Here is a 16309-nt window from a genome sequence, read left to right as displayed (position 1 = left end):
GGAGAACGCCCTCACTTTCGGAGGGTAAACCAGGCCGGTCGAAAGGCTGAACAGGATCGTGACGACGTCGATTGACCACAGGATCGCCGAGGAACTCGGTGTGGGCGCGGAACAGGTGACAGCCGCTGTTCGGTTGCTGGACGACGGTGCGACCGTCCCGTTCGTCGCCCGGTACCGCAAGGAAGCGACCGGGGCACTGGACGACACACAACTGCGTACTCTCGAACAACGACTGCGTTATCTGCGGGAGCTGGAACAGCGGCGCACCACGATCCTCGAAGAGATCCGCAAACAGGGCAAACTGGACGACGAACTGCACGCCAGGATCTCGGCCGCGGACACCAAGGCGCGGCTGGAGGACCTGTACCTGCCCTACCGGCCCAAACGGCGCACCAAGGCACAGACAGCCCGGGAAGCCGGGCTGGAACCGCTGGCCGAGACGCTGCTGACGGACCCACACCAGGATCCGCACGTGCTGGCCGAGAAGTATGTGGACGCCGACAACGGGATCGCCGACGCCGCGGCGGCGCTGACCGGGGCCCGTTCGATCCTCGTGGAGCGGTTCTCCGAGGACGGGGACCTGATCGGGCAGCTGCGCGAGACCGCATGGCGTCGCGGACGGATCACCTCGACGGCACGGGAGGGAGCCGAGACCGGCAGTTCCAAGTTCGCGGACTACTTCGACTTCACCGAAACGCTGGACACACTTCCCTCCCACCGTGTGCTCGCCCTGTTCCGCGGAGAGAAGGAGGGGGTCCTCGACCTGTCCCTCGACCCGGAGCCCGAGCACGATCCGGACCGGGGACCGGGCGAGTACGAGAACACCATCGCGGCGCGCTTCGGCATCCGTGACGAGGGCCGTCCCGCGGACGCGTGGCTGCGTGAGACGGTGCGCTGGGCTTGGCGCACCCGGATCATGGTGCACATCGACATCGACCTGCGCGGCAGACTGCGCCAACACGCCGAGGACGAGGCCGTGCGGGTCTTCGCGAGCAATCTGCGCGACCTGCTGTTGGCCGCCCCCGCCGGCCCCCTCCCCACGATCGGGCTGGATCCCGGTTACCGCGCGGGAGTGAAGGTGGCCGTGGTGGACGGCACCGGCAAGCTCGTGGAGACCGCCACGATCCATCCGCACGAGCCCCGACGGCGGTGGGACGAGGCGGTGGCCACGTTGGAACGGCTGGTCGAGCGGCACGACGTCCGGCTCATCGCGGTCGGCAACGGCACGGCCTCCCGGGAAACCGACGACCTCGCGGCCCAGGTGACCCGTTCCCACCGGAACCTGACCCGGGTTTCGGTCTCCGAGTCCGGGGCCTCGGTCTACTCCGCCTCGGCCTACGCCTCCAGGGAACTGCCCGATGTGGACGTGTCGTTGCGCGGAGCCGTCTCCATCGCCCGCCGACTACAGGATCCGCTCGCCGAACTGGTGAAGATCGACCCGAAGTCGATCGGGGTCGGCCAGTACCAGCACGACGTGTCCGAGTCGAAGCTCTCACACTCCCTGGACGCGGTGGTCGAGGACTGCGTCAACGCGGTGGGGGTGGACGTGAACACAGCGTCGGCCCCCCTGCTCAGCAGGGTTTCCGGCATCAGCACCGGGCTCGCGGAGAACATCGTCGACCACCGGGACACACACGGCCCCTTCCGGTCCAGGCAGACCCTCAGGGAGGTGTCCCGCCTGGGGCCGAAGGCGTTCGAACAGTGCGCGGGATTCCTGCGGGTCACCCAGGGGGAGAATCCGCTGGACGCCTCCAGTGTCCACCCGGAGAGCTACCCCGTGGTGCACCGCATCGCCGAGTCGGCGGGCGGCTCGGTGACGGAGCTCATCGGCAACACCGAACTGTTGCGCGGACTGCGCCCCGAGGACTTCGCCGACGAGTCCTTCGGTGTACCGACGGTCACCGACATTCTCTCCGAACTGGAGAAACCGGGCCGTGACCCGCGTCCGGAGTTCCGCACCGCGCGTTTCGCCGAGGACGTGCACTCGCTGGAGGACCTGCGGCCGGGAATGGTGGTGGAGGGTGTGGTCACCAACGTGGCCGCTTTCGGGGCCTTCGTGGACGTGGGGGTGCACCAGGACGGGCTGGTGCACGTCTCGGCGATGTCGAAGTCCTTCGTCAAGGACCCCCGTGAGGTCGTCAAACCCGGCGAGGTGGTCCGCGTCAAGGTCCGGGACGTGGAGGTGGAACGCAAGCGCATCTCGTTGACCCTGCGGCTGGAGGACGAGGTCTCCCCCTCGGGTGAGCAGTCCCCGGGCACGAGGGCGGAGGAGGCCAGCGGCGGGGCCCGCTCCAAGCGCGGGGGCTCCTCCGGCGGAGGGGGATCGAAGGGATCCGGTCGCCCACGGCGCGGCGGGAACCGCGGCGACAACGCGGAGGGAAGTCTGGCCGCGGCTCTGCGGCAGGCGGGGTACGGGACCGACTGACCCCTCTCCCGGCAGCGGTGTCGCCGCGAAGCCCTCCGGTCTCCGCGGCGACACCCGTGCCCGTCGCGGCCACGTGGCCGTGTCACCGGAAGACGTGGCGGCGGACTCGTCGGAACGTCCACTGTCGGGCCGGACGGGACAGCAGTTCCTCGGGAGGAGGGGGCAGTTCCGGCGGGAGACCGTCGGCCTCCACGAGCACCACCACGCGGTGGTCGCCGCCGCGGTACAGTCCCGCACAGCGACATGCGGCGTTGTCCCGCATCCCCTCCAGAACTCCTCCGACCCAGTCGAGCAGCTCCTCCTGCCTGCCCACCGCGGCCCTGGCCTCCCACATGAGGGTCTCGCTCATCGGTCTCCTCCCGGCGTGTCCTCCCGTATGTCGGGGACCGGGGGCAGGTGGGGTGCCTCGTCGATGTCCCTGCGGCTCATCCGGAACCGCTCCGGGTAGGCAGCGCGGCTGCTCCGACGGGCGGGTTCGGTGGTGCGCCAGCTGTACAGGCACCGGTCACAGCGCAGCACCCGCCACACTCCCGGCACCGGGGAGACGGCGAGTTCGTCGAACTCCGCCGCGGCGCACCGGGGGCACACCGTCGTCGGTGCGGGCTGTCCGGTCCCTCCGTGGGTGGTGTTCACCGGTCTCCTCCTCGTTCGGCGAGCAGTGTCGTGAGTCTGTCGATCCAGGCGGCGGACTCGGGCAGGTCTGTCACCGGTTGGCCGTAGTGTCCCCGCTCGTCCGGGGCCACCGGAGTGGTGGCGTCGATGACGAGCTTGTTGGTGATCCCCGGCGGCTGCGAACCGGGATCCAGTTCTAGGACGGACATGTTCGGCAGGTTGACCAGGTCGCGGGCCGGATTGACCTTGGTGGACAGCGCCCACATGACCTGGGGAAGGTCGAAGGGGTCCACGTCCTCGTCGACGACGATGACCGTCTTGCAGTAACCGAGGCCGTGCGGCGTGGTCATGGCGCGCAGCCCGACCGCCCGCGCGAACCCGCCGTAGCGTCTCCCGGTGGAGACGATGGCGAGCAGCCCGTGGGTGTACATGGCGTTGACGGCCCGTACCTCGGGGAAGTCGGCACGCAACTGCTGGTACAGCGGCACGCAGGTGGCCGGCCCGATCAGGTAGTCGACCTCGGTCCAGGGCATACCGAGATACAGGGACTCGAAGATCGGATCGGTGCGGTGGGAGATCCGGTCCACACGCAGGACGGGCATGTTCCGCCCACCCGAGTAGTGCCCGGTGAACTCTCCGAACGGTCCTTCGAGTTCGCGTTCGCGGGACTCGATCACGCCTTCGAGCACAACCTCGCTGCCCCAGGGGACGTCGAGCCCGGTCCGCGGTGCCCGGGAGACCGGCGCCGGTGCTCCGCGCAGCGCCCCGGCCATCTCGTACTCGGGCTGCTCGTAGCCGAGCGGGGTTCCGGCCACCACCGAGATCACCGGGTCGTTGCCCAGCGCGACCGCCACGGGGAGGTCCTCGCCGCGGCGTTCGGCGGCGTCGAGGTGCAGTGCGATGTCGTGCATCGGCACCGGTTGCAATCCGAGCCGGTTGGTGCCCTTCACCTCCATGCGGTAAGTGCCCACGTTCTGTCTGTCGAGGTTGTCGGGATCCTCCGGATCCCGTGAGACGACGGCCGCCTTGTCGAGGTAGAAGCCTCCGTCACCGTCGTTGAGGCGGAACAGCGGGAGTACGTCGAAGAGGTTGACCTCGGCCCCGTCGAGGGTGTTCTCCGCCCACGGTGGGTCCTGCCGGCGTTCGACGGCCACCGGGAAGTTCTCCCAACGCCGGATGAACTCCCGCACCTGGTCCCTGGTGGGGGTCTCGGGAGGCAGGTCGAAGGCGATCGCGTGGTTGGCCCACGAACCGTGGGCGTTCACCGCGATCCGAGCGGACTCGAAACCGGTGACGTTGTCGAAGTACAGGGCGGGAGCCCGCTCACCGAGCCGGTTGGCCGCGTTGGCGGCCGCGCCGAGGTCGGGTTCCGGGTCCACCCGCTCGGTGACGTGCAGCAGCTGCCCCTGGCGGTCGAGGGCAGCGAGGTACGAACGCAGGTCGTCATAGGACATGGCGGCACTCTCCTGGTCACGGAGGAACGGAGCGGGTTCACGCGCGGGGCCTGGTGTCGAGACCGCGCCACCGTCCGGCCCCGGACGCGGGGATCCCGAACTGGTCGAGTACGCGGGTGACCACGTGGGCGACGATCTCCTCGACGGACTCGGGATGGTTGTAGAAGGCGGGCATCGGGGGAACGACCACGGCTCCCATGCGGGTGAGAGCGAGCATGTTCTCCAGGTGGATCTCGCCGAGTGGGGTTTCCCGGGGTACGAGCACGAGCCTGCGGCGTTCCTTGAGCGTGACGTCGGCCGCCCTCCCGATCAGTCCCTCGGCGTATCCGACGCGGATACCGGCGAGGGTCTTCATGCTGCAGGGCACGATCACCATCCCGTCGGTGTGCACCGATCCCGAGGAGATCGTGGCCGCCTGGTTCCCGGGGGCGTGCACCTCGTCGGCCAGCGCGGTGAACTCCCGTACGTCGTATCCCGTCTCCAGTTCGACCGTGGCCCTGGCCCAGCGGCTGAGCACGAGGTGTGTGTACACCTCCGGCCTGCCGTGCAGCTCCTCGAGCAGTCCGGCGGCCACCGGTGCCCCGGTGGCTCCGGTGACCCCCACCACCAACCGCATTCCCGCTCCCAAAAAGTTCGCATACGAATGTTCGTGTACATACTAACACCGTTCGGGCTGCCGGGAAGCACACCGCCCTCCCCGACGCCCCACCCTCTCGGACGGGAGACCGGTACCCGTGCGAGCGCACCGACGGCCTCTAAGATGCACGGGCACCCCGAGCAAGCCCGACTCCCAGTGAGAGAGCACCGTGGAACTGGACGCGGCCGTATTCCACCTGCTGCGCCGTGCACTGCAGGAACACACCGCCGCCTGGCAGGCCCACCTGCCGGAGCTGACCAAACCGCAGTACGCGGTGCTGCGCGCGGTGGACCAGCAGCCCGGCATCGAACAGACCGCGGTGGGCCAACACGCCGCCATCGACAAGGCCACCCTGGCCTCCCTGCTGCTCCGTCTGGAACAGCGGGGACTGCTGTCCCGCACGGTCGACTCCGGAGACCGCAGGCGGAGACAGCTCCACCTGACCGAGCTGGGACGGGAGACACTGCGCCACGCCAACTCCGTGGCCGAGTCGGTGAACGGGTCCATGCTGGCCCGCCTGGACGAGGACGAACGGGAGCAGCTGCGTCGACTGCTGCGAAAACTCACGGAAGGGTGACCGGTTTCCCTCCCCTTTCGGAGAGGACACCGGGCCTCCTCGTCCACACTGTTGACTTCCAGAGAACTCCAACTCACACGATCGAGCGGACTCCTGCTCCCGAACCGGAGGTGGCCTCATGGACGGTGGGGTGAGCTGGGCGACACTGCGCTCACTGACCCGGGACAGCTCGGTGACCAAACAACGGCTGCCTCCCGGGCTCGCCACACGGATCCTCGGTTACGCCCGCCCCTATCTGGGCGTGATCGTTCCCTTCCTGATCACGGTCGCGGCCACGGCGGTACTCGGTGTCGCCACCCCGCTGCTGTTCAAGGCGATCATCGACCGTGGTGTCGTGCCGGGACGTACCGGAGTGGTCGTCTGGCTGTCCGTGGGCGTGGCCGGGGTCGCCCTGCTGGAGGCCGTGCTCACCCTGCTGCAACGCTGGTACTCCTCCCGCCTCGGCGAGGGGCTGATCTACGACCTGCGCCGCGAGGTGTTCGACCACGTACGGCGGATGCCGTTGGCGTTCTTCGTCCGCGCCCAGACGGGCGCGCTGACCAGCAGACTCAACAACGACGTCATCGGAGCCCAGCGTGCCCTGACCAGCACGCTGTCCTCGGTGGTGTCCAACGTGCTCAGCCTGGTGCTGGTGCTGGCGGCGATGTTCGCCCTGTCCTGGCAGATCACGCTGATCGCACTGGCCCTGCTGCCGTTGTTCCTGCTGCCGGTGCGCTGGATCGGTCGGAGGCTGCAGCGCGTGACCCGGGAGCAGATGGCCGTGGACGCCGAGATGAGCTCGCTGATGACCGAACGCTTCGGGGTCGGCGGGGCCATGTTGACCAAGCTCTACGGCAGGGCCGACGAGGAGACCGAGCACTTCGCGGGCAAGGCGGCACGCGTCCGCGATCTCGGTGTGCTCTCGGCCATGTACAGCCGGGTCTTCTTCGTGGGGCTGACCCTGCTGGCCGCCCTGGCGACCGCCGTGGCCTACGGCCTCGGTGGGGTGCTGGTGATCGGCGGTTCCCTGCAGCTGGGCACGCTGGTGGCACTGACCTCACTGCTCACCCGGCTCTACGGTCCACTGACCTCGCTGTCCAACGTGCACGTGGACGTGATGACGGCCCTGGTCAGCTTCCACCGGGTGTTCGAGGTGTTGGACCTGCCTCCGATGATCCGGGAGAGGGAGGACGCCGTCGACCTGCCACCGGATGCGCGCAGTCTCGAATTCGACTCCGTCTCCTTCCACTACCCGGGCTCGGACGAGGTCTCCCTGGCCTCCCTGGAGTCGGTGGCCCGGCAGGAGAACACCCCGGCCCACCAGGTACTGCACGACGTCTCCTTCCGCGCCGCTCCCGGAGAGATGATCGCACTGGTCGGACACTCCGGAGCCGGCAAGACCACCATCGCCCAGCTCGCGGGACGGCTGTACGACGTGGATTCGGGAAGCGTCCGCGTGGGCGGACACGACGTCCGGAACGTCACGCTGTCCTCGCTGTACTCCACCGTCGGTGTGGTCACCCAGGAAGCGCACCTGTTCCACGACACGATCCGGGCGAACCTCACCTACGCCCGCCCCGAGGCCACTGACGAGGAACTGCTGCACGCCCTGCGCACCGCGCAACTGGAGGAACTGGTCTCCGAGCTTCCCGACGGCCTGGACACCGTCGTCGGGGACAGGGGCTATCGGCTGTCCGGAGGCGAGAAGCAGCGCATCGCCCTGGCACGACTGTTGCTCAAACAGCCGCCCGTGGTGGTGCTGGACGAGGCAACAGCCCACCTCGACTCGGAGTCCGAGGCCGCTGTACAGCGGGCCCTGAACCGGGCGTTGACCGGACGCACCTCGTTGGTGATCGCCCACCGCCTGGCCACGATCCGCCGGGCGGACCGGATCCTGGTGATCTCGGAGGGACGTGTTCTCGAACAGGGCACCCACGAGGAACTGCTGGAACACGGCGGACAGTACGCCGAGCTGTACCGCACCCAGTTCGCCGAGGAGGAGCAGGACTCCCCGGGACGGGTCCTTCCGTCGGGGAGCCGGACCGGTTCGGCGGAGTGATCCGAGCTGGGTGAAACCACGAGAACGGGAAACCTCCGAATTTCGGGTGACATCGACTCACGTCGTTGCTTCGTTCGGAACCGAACAGGAAAAATCGGAAAAGCCTGAAACGAGACCTCTCGGCGGAACGAAATCCGTCCACTTTTTGGAGTAATCGTGCGCACACCGAAACTGGTCGGCCTCTTCTCCGGAACGGCAATGGCGATCGCTCTGCTCGGAGCCGCGCCGGCTGCCGCCTCCGAAAGTCCGGACTTCCGACAACCACAGGGAGGTGGAGCCACCCAGGCAGCCCCCGACTACGAGTGGAACAAGGCCTCCCCCGGCACCCCTCCCTCCGGAATACCCTGTTCGGAGCCGATTCCGGGGGCGATAGCGTGTTTCGAACCGTACGGGGACAAGTACTGGGTCAAGGACACCGTCGCGGACGGACATTCGGCAGCGGCGGACTGGGACAACTATCGAAACGGAAACTGGTACCGCCAAGGAGGCTGCGTGAACAGCCTCGGAAAAGGCAACTGGGGAGTGTGCAACAAAAACCACTACGAGGACAGCACTGTCGTATTCCGTACGGCCGTTTACGACGCGGGAACCGGAACCTGGCACGATTTCGGTCCCAGCACCACAGTGAGCGCCGGATGAGTCGAACGTGCTGAAACCGGCTCCCCGGATCGGCACCATCTCGGAGAGACACCGAACCGGTCCCACTCACCGCGCGGTCCGCACCGCCTGGGGAGCCACCCGCAGATCGGCCTCGATCCTGGCCGCCGTCTCCAGCAGTGGCGGCAGCAGCTCCTCCCGCGCCTGCTCGGTGGTGGCCCGGCTGGCGTGGGAGGACACGTTCACGGCCGCCACCACGCGTTCGGTGCGGTCCCGGACCGGGGCGGCCAACGAACGCAGCCCCGCCTCCAGCTCCTGGTCGACCACGGCCCACCCCTGGGAACGGATCCGCTCCAGCTCCCGCCGCAGTTCGTCGACACTGGTCACGGTGTGCGGCGCCAGCGGCTCGGGGCGCAGCCTGCTCAGATAGTCCTCCAGCTCCCGGTCCTGGAGTCCCGCCAGCAGCACGCGTCCCATCGAGGTCGCATAGGCCGGAAACCGGGTGCCGATGTTGATGGCCACGGTCATGATCCGCGAGGTCGGGACGCGCCCCACGTAGACGATCTCGTCACCGTCCAGTACCGAGACGGACACGGACTCGTGCACCCGTGCGGCGAGCCGCTCCAGGTGCGGCTGGGCTATCTCCGGCAGGGAGAGGCTCGACAGGTAGGAGAACCCCAGCTCCAGGACCCTGGGGGTCAACGCGAACAGGCGACCGTCCGTCCACACGTAGCCGAGCTGGACGAGCGTGTGCAGGAACCTGCGCGTGGAGGCGCGGGAGAGCCCCGTGGTCCGGGCGACCTCGCTGAGGGTCATCTCCGGCCGTGTCTCGTCGAAGGCACGGATCACCCGCAGTCCGCGCGCCAAGGACTGCACCGGACCGACCTCGGAATCGACCTCGGGCTCCATCACCGCACTCCTTCATGAATCGTTCTCTCGGGCAGCGCCTCGCCCGGACTCCTCGGACAGGATCCGGTCCGCCACCGCGAAGGCGCTGTTGGCTCTGGGCACCCCGGCGTAGACCGCCACGTGCATGAGCACCTGACGGATGGTCGTCACCTCCACACCGTTGCGCCGTGCCGCCCGGACGTGCATGGCGAACTCGTCGTGGTTGCCGGTGGCCGCCAGGATGGCCAGCGTGACACAACTGCGACTCGGCCGGTCCATCTCCTCCGAGGCCCAGAGCTCCCCCCAGGCGTAACGGGTGATGAAGTCCTGGAAGGGGGCGGTGAACTCCGTGGTGCGTGCACGAGCCCGGTCCACATGGGCGTCGCCGAGCACCTGTCTGCGCACGGCCGTGCCGCTGCCCGTACCGCCGGATCCGGACAGTGCCCCGTCGGTACGCGTCCCCGCCGCGGACACAGGCTCGTCGTCCCCCGTGAAGTGCTCGTACAGCAGCCGACCGACCTGTTCGTGACGTTCGACACTGGCCAGGTGCGCGGCGTGTTCCAACACCTCCAGCCGAGCACCCCCCACAGCGCCTGCGATGGCCTCGGCGTGCCAGGGTGGCGTCGCCGGGTCATCATATCCGGCCACCACGAGCGTGGGCGCGGTGATCCGTCCCAGCCACCGCTGGAGATCCATGGTGGCGATGGCCTCACAGCAGGCGGCATAACCCTCGTCGTCGCAGGAGGCGATCATCGCGCCGTACTTGGCCCGGACGTCCTCGTCCGCGGCCAGCTCGGCGGTGAACCAGCGCTTCAGGGTGGACTCCACCATCGCGGCCGTGCCGTTGGCCCGCACGAACCCGGCCCGTTCCCGCCACGCGGAAGCCGGTCCCAACGCGGCGGAGGTACACAGCAGGGCCAGCCGGTCGATTCGGTCCGGCACGTTGACCGCCAGCCACATCCCGGTCATACCGCCGAGCGAGAGCCCGGCGAAATGCGCCCTGTCGATGTCGAGGTGGTCCAGCAGGTCCACCACGTCCCCACCGAGCAGGTCCAGGTCGTAGGGGCCGACGGTGGCCGGTGTGCGGCCGTGGCCACGCTGGTCGTAACGCAGCACGCGGAACCGTCGGCTCAGCAGCGGCACTTGTGCGTCCCACATCGTCCGGTCCGTGCCCAGGGAGTTGGACAGCACCAGCACCGGAGCGTGGGGTGGGCCGGTCAGCTCATAGTCCGGGATCACCGGTGGTCGTCTCCTTCCAACGTGTGTAGGCCTCCAGAGCGCGTCCCAGGAACCGCTCGGAGGAGCCCAGGTAGCCCCCCGGGTCGGTCAGCTCGGTCACCCGCTCCTGGGACAGCACCGAACGCACCGTGGGATCGTCGAGCAGTTCGGCACGCAGACCGCCCGCGTTGCCCCGCGCCCTGCCCGCGAGTTCGCTCACCAGGCGCTCGGAACGCCGTGCCCCCAGATGTGGAGCGAGCTCCGTCGAGACTCGCTCGGACAGCAGGGCGCCCCCGGTGAGATCCAGGTTGGTGCGCATCGCGGTGGTGTCCACCCGCAGCTCGGCCAGGAGCTCGCGGGTGAGGGTGGCCGCCGAGCCGGTCAGTCGCAGCAGGTCGGTGAAGGGTTCCCACTCGGACTGCCAGCTTCCCACCCCCCGCTCGTGTTCCTGCGGCATGGCGCCGAGCAGGGTGGCGACCAGACCGGGCACCCGTCGCGTGGCGGCGGTCACGCGCACGGCGCGGACCGGGTTGCGCTTGTGCGGCATCGCGGAGGATCCCCCGGGATTCCCCTCGGCGAGTTCTCCCAGTTCGGTCTGGGCCCCCAGTTCGACGTCGACGGCGATCTTGCCGAGTGTTCCGGCCACGGTACCCAGCGCGGAGGCCAGTTCCCCGACTCTCGTGCGGTCGGTGTGCCACGGCAACACGGGTTCGGCGAGCCCGAGACGGTCGGCCAGGGCGGAGACCACCCGGTCCCCCTCGTTTCCCAGAGTGGCCAACGTACCGACCGGACCTCCCAGCTGCACGGCCAGGCGGTGTCGCCGCACCCGCGCGAGCGCTTCGGCGGACTCGACCACTCCGGTCAGCCAACCGGCGGCTTTCCTGCCGAAGGTGGTCGGCAACGCCTGTTGCAGCAGGGTCCGTCCCGTCATCAGGGTGTCGCGGTACTCCCGGCCCAACCGGGCGCACTCGTCGGCCACCCCGTGCAGCTCCTCCAGCACCAGGTCCAGACTCCTCCGCGCCACCAGCATCGCGGCGGTGTCCACGACGTCCTGGCTCGTGGCCCCCCAGTGCACCCGGGAAGCCACCTCCGGAGGCAACCGTTCGGCCAGGTCCCGGACCAACGGGATCACGGGGGTGGCGGACTCGGCCGCGCGTGCGGCGATCGAGTCCGGGGCGAAGCCCTCCGGCACGCACTCCCGGGCGATCCGCTCCGCGGTCTGCCGGTCCAGGACACCGGTGTCGGCCTGCGCCCGCGCCAGCGCCGCCTCGAAGTCGAGCATGGCCGCCAGCCACGCCCGCAGGCCGGTGCGCTCGGCGAACCGGTCCGTGACGAAGGTGGGGCCGAACAGCCCGTCCGCCCGTTCAGAGTACGAAGAAGACCGTCTCGTCATCGCCCTGCAATCTGATGTCGAACCGGAATCCCGTGTCGTCGTGTTCGGCGAGCAGCGTCTTCCGCCGCCGTTCCTCCACCGCCTCGAGCACCGGATCCGCGGCGTTGGCCCGTGTCTCGTCAGGGAAGTAGATCCTGGTGACCAGACGGTTGAGCATCCCTCTGGCCAGCACGGTCACGTCGATGTGCGGCGCCTCCCACTCACCACGGGGTGTGGGAAGCCCGCCGGGGCGGACCGTGCGGAACCAGAACCGTCCTTGTTGGTCGGTGGCGCACCGCCCGAACCCCCGGAAGGAGGTGGTCGTGCCCCGAGGGTCGTCCGGGTGGGCGAAACGACCTCGCTCGTCGGCCTGCCAGATCTCGATCAGTCCGTCCGGAACCGGGTCACCGGCGCCGTCGACCAGCTGTCCACGCAGCACGAAGGCGTGCGGGGTGTCCTCCGTGACGAGTTCGGGACCGTCCGGCCACGGCAACCCCTCCGGGAGGGCGAAGAAGGGCCCCACCGTCTGGGACGGGGTGGTCCCCAGCGTCGGCTGGGACCGGGCACGCGGGGAGTTCGTCATGACCGCCTCCACGGATTCGCGTTCTCGACGTCTGCCGGTCGCGGTGCCCCGCGGTTCGGCACGCCACCGGGCACCGTCGGAGCCGCCTCGGCCCGGTCGGGTTCAGTCGTCATCGTCGTCGTCCTCGTTCTCGAACGGGGTCGCCCGGCTGCCGCGCAGCACGATGTCGAAGTGGTAGGCCAGCGCCCACTCCGGAATCGTGCTGTCCAGATCGAACCGGCAGATCATCCTCTCGCGCGCCTTCGGGTCACGCACCGACTGGAAGATCGGGTCCTGGAAGAACAGCGGATCCCCCGGAAAGTACATCTGGGTGATCAACCGTTGTGTGAAGGCACGCCCGAACAGGGAGAAGTGGATGTGGGCCGGTCGCCAGGCGTTGTCGTGGTTGCGCCACGGATAGGCCCCCGGTTTGATCGTGACGAACCGGTACCTGCCCTGCTCGTCGGTCATACAGCGGCCGACCCCGGAGAAGTTCGGGTCCAGCGGGGCGGGGTGCCGGTCGCCGGAGTGACGGTAGCGCCCGGCGGCGTTGGCCTGCCACACCTCGACCAGCGTGTCCGGAACGGGCCGCCCGTCCGAGTCGAGCACCCGTCCGCTGACCACGATCCGCTCGCCCAGGGGTTCGCCCTCGTGCTGGACGGTCAGGTCGTGGTCGTGCTCACCGACCCGTTCGTGCCCCAGCAACGGACCGGTGACCTCGGTGAGGTTCTGCGGCAACAGGTGCAGGGGCCGCTGGGGGTTGCGCAGTGCCGTGGACCGGTACTCGGGGGTGTGCAGCGCCGGGTGACTGGTGTCGTCCCGCGCGTAGGTGGGGAGCACGAGATCGTCCGTGTGTTTCCCGTTGGTGTCAGTGGCCATGTTCACTTCCGATGTCTGAGGTTGCCTCGGTCGGTCCCTATCGCGGGCCGACCGCCGGAGGCCGGGCTCCACGGGACCCGTCGGTGTGTCCCGGTCAGGCGTGCAGCACCACGGCCAGGCCCTGCCCCACACCGATACAGATCGCGGCGAGCCCCCATCCGCCTCCGCGGCGGTGCAGTTGGTGGGCCAGGGTCGTCAGGATCCGCGCGCCCGACGCGCCGAGCGGATGGCCGAGTGCGATCGCCCCGCCCTGCTGGTTGACGATCTCCGGGTCGAGGTCGGGCCACTCGGCCAGGCAGGCCAACGACTGGGCCGCGAAGGCCTCGTTCAGTTCGACCGCATCCAGCTCGCCCCATCCGATCCCGGCACGCCGTAGGGCGGTACGGGCGGCCTCCACCGGGCCGATCCCGAACACGTCGGGGTCGACGGCGCAGGAGGCCCTGCTCACGATCCTCGCCAACGGTTCGGCACCGGCCAGCTCCGCTCCGCGCGCGCTGCCGAGCAGCACGGCGGCGGCCCCGTCGTTCATCGGCGAGGCGTTGCCCGCGGTCACCGTGCCTCCGGAACGGAACACCGGGGACAGCCCGCCGAGTTTCTCCAGTGACGTGTCCGCGCGGATCCCCTCGTCCCGGGTGAGGTCCGTACCGGGGACCGGAACCACCTCGTCGGCGAACAGCCCGTTCCGCCAGGCGGCGTCCGCCTTCTCGTGGCTGCGTACCGCGAAGGTGTCCTGCGCGGAGCGGTCGATCCCGTAACTCTCGGCGAGCAGGTCCGCGCTCTCCCCCAGCGACACGGTCCATCTCTCCGGCATCCGGGGGTTGACCATCCGCCAGCCCAGCGTCGTGGAGTGCAGGGTCTCGTGTCCGCGGGGATAGGCGTGACCGGGTTTGGGCAGCACCCAGGGGGCACGACTCATCGACTCGACCCCGCCCGCGAGCACCAGCTCCCCGTCACCGGTCTGCACCAGACGGCTTCCCTCGATGACCGCCTCGAGACCCGAACCGCAGAGCCGGTTCACCGTCGCTCCCGGCACGCTGGTGGGCAACCCGGCCAGCAGTACGGCCATCCGCGCCACGTTGCGGTTGTCCTCACCGGCGCCGTTGGCGTCACCGAACAGCACGTCACACAGCTGTTCCGGGTCCAGCTCGGGGTGGCGTCGTACGAGCTCCCTGACCGTGTGCGCGGCGAGGTCGTCGGGGCGGACCTCGGCGAGTCCCTTTCCGTAACGCCCCACCGGGGTGCGCACCGCGTCGAGTACGTACACTTCGTTGCTCACGACGACTCTCCGTTCCCGAGGGTTGCCTTCAGATCCCGCAGGATCCCCAACTCGTTCTCGGTGGGGGGCTGTTGCACCTCCACCCGCTCGGCGACGCGCAGCGGCCATCCCGTGGCCGCGCGCACCTGCTCCACCTCGACCTTCGGGGCCAGCCGGGTCAGCACCAACTCCCTGGTCTCGGGATCGGGTTCGAGCACACCGAGGTCCGTGATCACCCTGACGGGACCGCTGCCGAAGAGACCCAGTCGGTCGCGTGCCCGACCGTCCCTGCCGTACCCCACCGAGGTGACGAAGTCCACGGCGGGGACGAACGCCCTGGGACTGTGGCGCATCACGATGAGCACCTCCTTGCAGGAGGCGGCGATCTCCGGCGCGCCCCCGGCACCGGGCAGCCGGACCTTGGGGGAACGGTAGTCGTCCCCGATGACCGTGGTGTTGATGTTCCCGTAGCGGTCCACCTGGGCCCCGCCGAGGAAGCCGACGTCCACGCGCCCCGGCTGCAACCAGTAGTTGAACACTTCGGGCACACCGACCACCGCGTCGGCCGTCTCGGCCAGCACACCGTCCCCGATGGACAGGGGAAGTCGTTCCGGGCGGGTTCCCAACGTGCCGGACTCGTAGAGCAGCACCAGTCCCGGGGCGTGTGTCCGGCGCGCGAGGTTGGCCGCCGTGCTGGGCAGCCCGATCCCGACGAAGCACACCGCCTCGTCGGACAACGAGCGGGCCGCGGCCACCGTCATCATCTCGTCCGAACTGAACTCCGCCCCCGTCGCGGACTCGGGTCGCGGACCGCTCATCGTGGGCTCCTCTCCGCACCGTGGATCTCGGTCTCCAGCCACTCCAGGAACCGGTCCCGGTCCCTGCTGATCGCGTCCCAGTCCTGGTAGTAGCCGTTGTCCCTCTCGTAATACCCCTGGGCGTAGGAAGGACGGGCCCCGCCCGGGACCTCGGACACGGCGGTGACCGCCCAGCCGGGGATCACCACGGCGCCGGGCTGTTCCGGCAGCCGTTCGACGACCTCCTCCACGGTCACCAACGATCTCCTGGAGGCGAGCACCGCCTCCTTCTGTACTCCGGATATCCCCCACAGCTGCACGTTTCCCGCCCGGTCCGCCCGCTGGGCGTGAATGACGCCCACGTCGGGGTTGAGCGCGGCCACGGCGGCCAGTTCCTGCCCGGTGAAGGGACAGCGCACCGTACTGATGGTCTCGGTGTGCTCCGGAAGATCGGTTCCGGCGTAGCCCCGCAGCACGGCGAACGGCAGCCCGGAGGCGCCCGCCACATAGCGGTTGGCCATCCCCGCGTGGCTGTGTTCCTCGATCTCCAGCGGAACGGGCCAGGAGTGCTGGATGGCGTCCCGGAACCGGTGCAACGACCCCACTCCGGGGTTGCCGCCCCAGGAGAACACCAGTTTGTCCGCGCATCCGGCGCCGATCATCTGGTCGTAGATCACGTCGGGGGTCATCCGGACGAGGGTCAGGTTCCTGCGCCGCGCGCGGATGATCTGGTGTCCCGCCGCGACCGGAATGAGATGGGTGAACCCTTCCAAGGCGACGGTGTCCCCATCGTTGACGAGCTCGGCCACGGCCGTGTCGAGCTGCAGAATGCGTGCCACTGGCCACTCCGTTCCGCGGTCTTCGCACGGTGTCGACACGTACCCTGGTTTGTTCGCTGAGAGAACGTACGTGCTTTATGCGAACGTAAACCGCTACTCCGCTCCGGTCAACACCGAGCTCCGCCGCCCCCGGACACGAAAAAGGCCCGGCGAACACCG

The 16309-nt window shown here is 69.1% G+C and carries 16 protein-coding genes; 4 read left to right on the top strand and 12 right to left on the bottom strand.

The annotated features are described in order from the left end of the window. Nucleotides 1–58: 58 nt before the first annotated feature. Nucleotides 59–2425: a Tex family protein gene (locus ACTMO_RS0108520; protein WP_019854261.1), complete on the top strand. Its 2367-nt coding sequence runs from the start codon at nucleotides 59–61 to the stop codon at nucleotides 2423–2425. Between the two features lie 82 nt (nucleotides 2426–2507). On the opposite strand, the gene ACTMO_RS0108515 is transcribed toward ACTMO_RS0108520, so the two are convergent. From ACTMO_RS0108515 to ACTMO_RS0108500, 4 genes are read right to left on the bottom strand one after another with little or no spacing between them, the layout of a single operon-like run. After that, entirely contained in the window at nucleotides 2508–2774 is a 267-nt protein-coding gene (locus ACTMO_RS0108515) for a hypothetical protein (RefSeq protein WP_019854260.1), read from the bottom strand. Then, a complete protein-coding gene (locus tag ACTMO_RS0108510) occupies nucleotides 2771–3058 on the bottom strand; it encodes a non-oxidative hydroxyarylic acid decarboxylases subunit D (protein WP_019854259.1) in 288 nt (95 codons plus the stop codon). Before ACTMO_RS0108510 ends, ACTMO_RS0108515 begins: the two co-directional genes overlap by 4 nt. Continuing rightward, complete coding sequence (locus ACTMO_RS0108505) at nucleotides 3055–4491, bottom strand: non-oxidative hydroxyarylic acid decarboxylases subunit C (RefSeq protein WP_019854258.1); 1437 nt, start codon at nucleotides 4489–4491, stop codon at nucleotides 3055–3057. Before ACTMO_RS0108505 ends, ACTMO_RS0108510 begins: the two co-directional genes overlap by 4 nt. A 37-nt stretch (nucleotides 4492–4528) precedes the next feature. Further along, entirely contained in the window at nucleotides 4529–5107 is a 579-nt protein-coding gene (locus ACTMO_RS0108500) for a UbiX family flavin prenyltransferase (RefSeq protein ID WP_019854257.1), read from the bottom strand. A gap of 190 nt (nucleotides 5108–5297) precedes the next feature. Here ACTMO_RS0108500 and ACTMO_RS0108495 point away from each other — a divergent pair, with 190 nt between their 5' ends. From ACTMO_RS0108495 to ACTMO_RS0108485, 3 genes are all read left to right on the top strand, one after another. Then, nucleotides 5298–5705: a MarR family winged helix-turn-helix transcriptional regulator gene (locus ACTMO_RS0108495; RefSeq protein WP_019854256.1), complete on the top strand. Its 408-nt coding sequence runs from the start codon at nucleotides 5298–5300 to the stop codon at nucleotides 5703–5705. Nucleotides 5706–5823: 118 nt separating this feature from the next. Continuing rightward, nucleotides 5824–7743: an ABC transporter ATP-binding protein gene (locus ACTMO_RS0108490; RefSeq protein WP_019854255.1), complete on the top strand. Its 1920-nt coding sequence runs from the start codon at nucleotides 5824–5826 to the stop codon at nucleotides 7741–7743. 156 nt (nucleotides 7744–7899) lie between these two features. Beyond that, nucleotides 7900–8382: a hypothetical protein gene (locus ACTMO_RS0108485; RefSeq protein WP_019854254.1), complete on the top strand. Its 483-nt coding sequence runs from the start codon at nucleotides 7900–7902 to the stop codon at nucleotides 8380–8382. A gap of 66 nt (nucleotides 8383–8448) precedes the next feature. Here ACTMO_RS0108485 and ACTMO_RS0108480 read toward each other — a convergent pair whose 3' ends face one another. The 8 genes from ACTMO_RS0108480 to ACTMO_RS0108445 all read right to left on the bottom strand — a co-directional run bounded on the left by ACTMO_RS0108480 (nucleotide 8449) and on the right by ACTMO_RS0108445 (nucleotide 16150). Beyond that, nucleotides 8449–9249 carry an IclR family transcriptional regulator gene (locus ACTMO_RS0108480; RefSeq protein WP_019854253.1) on the bottom strand — a complete coding sequence of 267 codons (801 nt, stop codon included), beginning with the start codon at nucleotides 9247–9249 and terminating at the stop codon, nucleotides 8449–8451. A 12-nt stretch (nucleotides 9250–9261) separates the two neighbouring features. Next, complete coding sequence (gene pcaDC, locus ACTMO_RS0108475; RefSeq protein WP_019854252.1) at nucleotides 9262–10467, bottom strand: bifunctional 3-oxoadipate enol-lactonase/4-carboxymuconolactone decarboxylase PcaDC; 1206 nt, start codon at nucleotides 10465–10467, stop codon at nucleotides 9262–9264. Further along, nucleotides 10451–11839, bottom strand: coding sequence for a 3-carboxy-cis,cis-muconate cycloisomerase (pcaB, locus tag ACTMO_RS0108470; RefSeq protein ID WP_019854251.1), 1389 nt, complete (start codon nucleotides 11837–11839; stop codon nucleotides 10451–10453). Before pcaB ends, pcaDC begins: the two co-directional genes overlap by 17 nt. Next, a complete protein-coding gene (pcaG, locus tag ACTMO_RS0108465) occupies nucleotides 11811–12401 on the bottom strand; it encodes a protocatechuate 3,4-dioxygenase subunit alpha (protein WP_051099228.1) in 591 nt (196 codons plus the stop codon). Before pcaG ends, pcaB begins: the two co-directional genes overlap by 29 nt. Before the next feature lie 102 nt (nucleotides 12402–12503). Then, complete coding sequence (pcaH, locus tag ACTMO_RS0108460; protein ID WP_019854249.1) at nucleotides 12504–13259, bottom strand: protocatechuate 3,4-dioxygenase subunit beta; 756 nt, start codon at nucleotides 13257–13259, stop codon at nucleotides 12504–12506. Nucleotides 13260–13353: 94 nt separating this feature from the next. Continuing rightward, nucleotides 13354–14535, bottom strand: coding sequence for a thiolase family protein (locus ACTMO_RS0108455; RefSeq protein ID WP_019854248.1), 1182 nt, complete (start codon nucleotides 14533–14535; stop codon nucleotides 13354–13356). Beyond that, entirely contained in the window at nucleotides 14532–15332 is an 801-nt protein-coding gene (locus ACTMO_RS0108450) for a CoA-transferase subunit beta (protein ID WP_019854247.1), read from the bottom strand. Before ACTMO_RS0108450 ends, ACTMO_RS0108455 begins: the two co-directional genes overlap by 4 nt. Further along, a complete protein-coding gene (locus ACTMO_RS0108445; RefSeq protein WP_019854246.1) occupies nucleotides 15329–16150 on the bottom strand; it encodes a CoA transferase subunit A in 822 nt (273 codons plus the stop codon). The genes ACTMO_RS0108450 and ACTMO_RS0108445 overlap by 4 nt, the downstream gene beginning before the upstream one ends. Nucleotides 16151–16309 lie beyond the last annotated feature (159 nt).

This window comes from Actinopolyspora mortivallis DSM 44261, from assembly GCF_000384035.1.
Taxonomy (GTDB): Bacteria; Actinomycetota; Actinomycetes; order Mycobacteriales; family Pseudonocardiaceae; genus Actinopolyspora; species Actinopolyspora mortivallis.
Note: the sequence above shows the minus strand (reverse complement) of the source record. Positions and strands in the feature narration are given on the sequence as shown.